This window comes from Sphingomonas bacterium (genome assembly GCF_903643035.1).
Lineage (GTDB): Bacteria > Pseudomonadota > Alphaproteobacteria > Sphingomonadales > Sphingomonadaceae > Sphingomonas.
Genome location: NZ_CAHJWW010000197.1, coordinates 1 through 5,123 on the forward strand (window position 1 = coordinate 1; position 5,123 = coordinate 5,123).

The 5,123-nt window shown below is 70.0% G+C and carries 5 protein-coding genes; 2 read left to right on the top strand and 3 right to left on the bottom strand.

Annotated elements, in window-relative coordinates:
* The 3 genes from HUV01_RS11725 to HUV01_RS11735 all read right to left on the bottom strand — a co-directional run.
* Positions 1-335 (bottom strand): ATP-binding cassette domain-containing protein (locus tag HUV01_RS11725; protein ID WP_174298427.1); only part of this gene is annotated, 335 nt, incomplete at its 3' end.
* A complete protein-coding gene (locus HUV01_RS11730; protein WP_174298428.1) occupies positions 332-1,147 on the bottom strand; it encodes an ABC transporter permease in 816 nt (271 codons plus the stop codon). The genes HUV01_RS11730 and HUV01_RS11725, both read right to left, overlap by 4 nt.
* 13 nt (positions 1,148-1,160) lie before the next feature.
* Positions 1,161-2,243, bottom strand: coding sequence for a putative urea ABC transporter substrate-binding protein (locus HUV01_RS11735; protein WP_174298429.1), 1,083 nt, complete (start codon positions 2,241-2,243; stop codon positions 1,161-1,163).
* 259 nt (positions 2,244-2,502) lie between these two features.
* Here HUV01_RS11735 and HUV01_RS11740 point away from each other — a divergent pair, with 259 nt between their 5' ends.
* Both HUV01_RS11740 and HUV01_RS11745 read left to right on the top strand, forming a co-directional pair.
* Complete coding sequence (locus tag HUV01_RS11740) at positions 2,503-4,104, top strand: hybrid sensor histidine kinase/response regulator (RefSeq protein WP_174298430.1); 1,602 nt, start codon at positions 2,503-2,505, stop codon at positions 4,102-4,104.
* A complete protein-coding gene (locus tag HUV01_RS11745) occupies positions 4,094-5,023 on the top strand; it encodes a response regulator transcription factor (RefSeq protein WP_174298431.1) in 930 nt (309 codons plus the stop codon). The genes HUV01_RS11740 and HUV01_RS11745 overlap by 11 nt, the downstream gene beginning before the upstream one ends.
* The last annotated feature ends 100 nt before the right edge of the window (positions 5,024-5,123 follow it).

Here is a 5,123-nt window from a genome sequence, read left to right on the forward strand (position 1 = left end):
CCCAGCAGGTGGCCGGTCAGCGGCGCGTCCGCGGCCTCGCGCGCGAACATGACGTTGCGCAGCGCCGTCAGGTGCGGGAACACCGAATACCGCTGGAAGACGACGCCGCGGTCCGGCCCGCATTCGGCGGGCGACGGCCTGCCGTCGAGCAGGATGCGCCCGCGGCTCGGCGCCTCCTGGCCCAGCGCCAGGCGCAGGAAGCTGCTCTTGCCCGCGCCCGACGGGCCGACGATCGAGACGAAGCTGCGCTCGGCGACCGCGAGGGTCACGCGCTCGAGCACGACCTTGTCGCCATATTCCAGCCACACGTCGTCAAAGGCGAGGAGAGCGGTCATCGGCCGACCTGATGCGCCCAGGCGAAGCCGCGGCGGCTGATCTGCGCCAGCGCGACGTCCATCCCGATCGCGAGAAGCGCGATCCACGCGACATAGGGGATGATGATGTCCATCGACAGGTAGCGCCGCACCAGGAAGATCCGGTAGCCGAGCCCGGTGTCCGCCGCGATCGCCTCCGCCGAGATGAGATAGACCCAGGCGGGTCCCAGCGACAGGCGGAGACCCGCGATCAGGCGCGGCAACGCCTGTGGCAGCGCGACGCGGATCGCGAGCTGCCAGCTGTTCGCGCCGAGCGTCTGCGCCTTGACCAGCTGTTCGGGCGGCAGGGCGGCGATGTGGTCGGTGAGGTCGCGGATCAGGAACGGCGCGACCCCGACGACGATCAGCGCGACCTTCGCCGTCTCGCCGAGCCCGAAGACGATGAACAGGATCGGCAGGAGCGCGATCGGGGGAACGACCGCGACCGTCGTGACCAGCGGGCCGAACATGGCGCGCGCGGCGGGCAGGACGCCGAGCACCATCCCGACCAGCAGCGCCGACAGCGCGCAGATGCCAAGGCCGAGGCCGAGCCGTTCCAGGCTCGCCGCCGTGTCCGCCCAGAAGGCGATCTGGCCGCTCAGCGGGTCGACGCGGACGACGAGGTCGCTCATCGCCCGGACCATCGCTGCGGGCGTCGGCAGGATCTTATCGGCGCCGTTGCCCGCATGGCGGATCGCGGAGGCGGACAGATAGGCGACCAGCGCCGCCAGCAGCGGCAGCGTGCCCAGCAGGACCGCACCGCGACGCCTCGGCCTGACGTTCACCCACCGCATCGCGTCGGCTCCCCTAAAGCTTGCCCGCCGCGGCCTGTTCCATGAAGCTCGGGTCGAAGCGCAGCTTCACGTTGGCCGGGTCGCCGAGCGTCCCGCCGCCCGGCAGCGCGATGCCGACCGCATCGGCCGACTTCGCGCCAGCCCCGAAAAGGCCCTTGGAGAAGCTGAAATCCCGCACCTTCGTCATCGTGCCGGCGAGCGCGGGAGCCGTGACGGCGGCCACGGCGGCCTTGGGCGTCGCGTAGAGATGGGTGGTCGCGAGCTGCGCATCGAACGCCTGCGGGGTCGATCCGGCCATCTTCGCCATCGCCGCCCGCGCCGCGGCGCCGGCGGCGTCCTTGCGCTGCATCAACCCGATCGTCTCGTACCAGATGCCCGCCAGCGCCTTGCCGAGGTTGGGATTGGCCTTGAGCGTTGCGGTATCGACCGCGAGCAGGTCCAGGATCTCCGCGGGCAGCTGGTGCGAATCGAAGACCGGCTTCGCGCCGGGGGTCCTGCGCAGTTCGTTGAGCTGCGGGTTCCAGGTGACGGCGGCGGTCGCGGCCGGGTTGGCGAAGGCGCCGACGATGTCGGCATCCGAGGTGTTGACCGTCTTCACGTCGGAAAGCTTCAGCCCGACCGTGGAAAGCCCGCGCGCGAGCAGATAGTGGGACACCGACAGCTCGACCAGATACACCGTGCGGCCCTTGATGTCGGCCAGGGTCGAGGCGTTCTTGAGCACGATGCCGTCGTTGCCGTCGGAATAGTCGCCCAGGATGATCGCGCTCGTGTCCTTGCCGCCCGCCGCGGGGATGGTCAGCGCGTCCATGTTGGTGACGGTGACGCCGTCGAGCTTGCCCGCGTTGAACTGGTTGACCGACTCGACATAGTCGTTGACTTGGACGAAGTTGAGCCGGATGCCGTACCTGTCCGCCCATTTCTTCACGATCCTGGCCTTCTGCGCATAGGGCCAGGGCATCCATCCGGCATAGATCGACCAGCCGATCGAGAAATCCTTGCGAGCCGCCGCGACCTTTGGACTGCCGCCGCACGAGCAGGTCAGCAACAGCGCGGTCGCCGCAATCGCCACGCGGACCCTGGACATCCGACTAGCCATCTTCTTTTCCCTGTTGATCGTGGCCGGACCGTTTTCCCCCGGACCGGTTCGAGGAGCGGGCTCATTGTGCCGTCGATATTACGTTTGTGCAATCCGGTAATAAACCTTATGGTCAATTCATGAGACGTGTCACCTCGTCTGCCGATGCTGCAATGCGTCGTTCGCGCACTATCCCGGAAAGCGTTTCGGTGCCGGGTCGCGCGCGCGCGCGTCCAGGCCCGCCGCTGCGCGGTCCCTGGCGCTGAAGGCGGACCGCGCGATGTCGCTCCCGCTCGCGGTTCCCTCCCTTGCTCCGTTTCCGGCCCCGCTTCCCGCATCGCTGATCTTCCTGGCCGGCGTCGCCGTCCCGTTCGTCCTGCTGCACAAGGCCCGGCGCGGCGCCGAAGGCGAGTGCCGGCGGCAGACGCGGATGCTGGAGGACGAGATAGTCGCGCATCGCCGGACCCATGACGAGCTCGGGCGGGCCAAGGAGGCCGCGGAGGCCGCGAACGCCGCCAAGACCCGCTATCTCGTCGCGGTCAGCCACGAGATCCGCTCGCCGCTCAACGCCATCTACGGCTATGCCCAGCTGCTGGAGCGCGAGGATGCGATCCCGCCGGCCGAGGCGGGCGGCGTGATCCGACGGTCGTCCGAGCATCTGACCAACCTCGTCGAGGGCCTGCTCGACATCTCGCGGATCGAGAGCGGCGTGCTCCAGTTCAGGCGCGACACCGTTCGCCTGCCTGCGCTGCTCGACCACATCGTCGACATGTTCCGGATGCAGGCGGCGGCGAAGAACCTGACGCTCGACTATACGGTCGACGGGATGCTCCCTCCGTTCGTGCGGACCGACGAGAAGCGGCTGCGACAGATCCTCATCAACCTGTTGTCCAACGCGATCAAATACACGCAGGCGGGCGGCGCGGCGCTGACGGTGCGGTATCGCAGCCAGACCGCGCAGATCGACGTGACCGATACCGGCATCGGCATCGCGCCCGAGGACATGGAGAGGATCTTCGAGCCATTCGAGCGGGGCACCTCGCCCGACGCCGCGATGCAGCCGGGCATCGGCCTCGGCCTCGCGATCACGCGCGTCCTCGCCGGGATCCTTGGGGGAGAGGTCACGGCGACGAGCGAGGTCGGCCGGGGCAGCAGCTTCCGGCTCCGCATGCTGCTGCCCGAGCCGATGGACGCTCCGGCGAGCGCGCCGACGCACGACCGGCTGGTCGGCTACCGGGGCGAGCGCAGGACGATCCTGGTCATCGACGACAATGCGGCCCAGCTCGTCGTCGTCCAGCATCTGCTTCGCCCGCTGGACTTCCACGTCTTCGCCGCGACGGGCGGGGCGGACGGGCTGGCGCTGGCGAGGCGGTGCACGCCCGACCTGGTCCTGCTCGACGTGCAGCTGCCGGGCTGCAGCGGGTGGGAGATCGCCGCGCGGCTGCGCGCGATGCTGGGCAGGGCGCCGCGCATCGTCATGGTGTCCGCCAACGCGCACGAATATCGCGCGGGCGGCGACGGCGAGAGCGATCACGACGCCTTTGTGTCGAAACCCGTCGACCTCGACGCGCTGCTCGACACGATCGGCCGCCAGCTCGGGATCGACTGGATCGCGGCAGCCGACGAGAGCGTGGGCGGCAGCGGCGATGGCGCTAGCGGCGGCGGCGGCGGCGGCGGCGCGACGCTTCCGGACGCGGCCGCGCCCTATCTCGAAACCATGCGGCGCCACGTCAAGGTCGGGCACGTCCGGGCGATCGCGACGGTTCTGGACGATCTGGAGGCAGGCGTGCCCGGCAGTGGCGGGGCGGTCGCGGAGATGCGGCGCATGCTGGAGAACTTCGACCTGCGCGCGCTCGCCCGAAGGATCGACGATGTCGCCTAGCCCGCCGACAGGCGGAACGCGCGCGACGATCCTCGTCGTCGACGACACGCCCGACTCGCTGCGTTTCCTGACCGCGACGCTCGAACATGCCGGGATGACCGTGCTGATCGCGGTCGACGGACTGGCCGCGTTCGACCTCCTCGACCATATCACGCCCGACCTCGTGCTGATGGACGCGGTGATGCCCGGGCTCGACGGCTTCAGGACGACGCGCCGGATCAAGGCGGACGGCCGGTTCCGCCACCTGCCGGTGATCTTCATGACCGGGCTGACCGAGAGCGAGCATGTCGTGCAGGCGCTGGAGGCGGGCGGGGTCGATTACGTCCACAAGCCGATCGTGGTCGACGAGTTGCTGGCGCGCGTGTCGGTGCATCTCGCCAACGCCCGCGTCGCGCAGGGCAGCCAGCTCGCGCTCGACACCGCCGGCCGGCCGTCGTTCGCCGTCGACGAGGACGGCGGCATCGGGTGGCTGACGCCGCTGGCCGCGGACATGATCGAGCGCACGCTGCCCGGTTGGAAGCCGCGCGACGTCCGCCTGCCCGAACCGCTCGCCGCGATCGTCGCGCGGCTTCAGGGTCCCGATGTGCCGCCGGGCGCGCAGGCGTCGCTGGAGATCGGCGATCGCGCGGTCGAATGCACGTTCCTGCGCCGGACGAGCGCCGGCCAGTGGCTGTTCAGGCTCGCCGAACGGCGCGAAGGCGACGCCGAGCGGCTGCTGGCCGAACGCCACGGCCTGACCTCCCGCGAGGCGGAGGTGCTGGTATGGATCAGCCGCGGCAAGCAGAACCGCGAGATCAGCGAGATCCTGCGGATCAGCCCGCGGACCGTGAACAAGCATCTGGAACAGATCTTCGAGAAGATGGGCGTCGAGAACCGCGCATCCGCCACCGCCATCGCGGTCGGCACCCTGTCGCAGTGACCGGTTGCAGTGACCGGTCGCAGTGATCGCGGCGGCGCCCCGGGCCGGACCCCCGGCATGAGGCCGCCGCTTGGCCCGGTGGGCCGCGCCGCGCTGGACC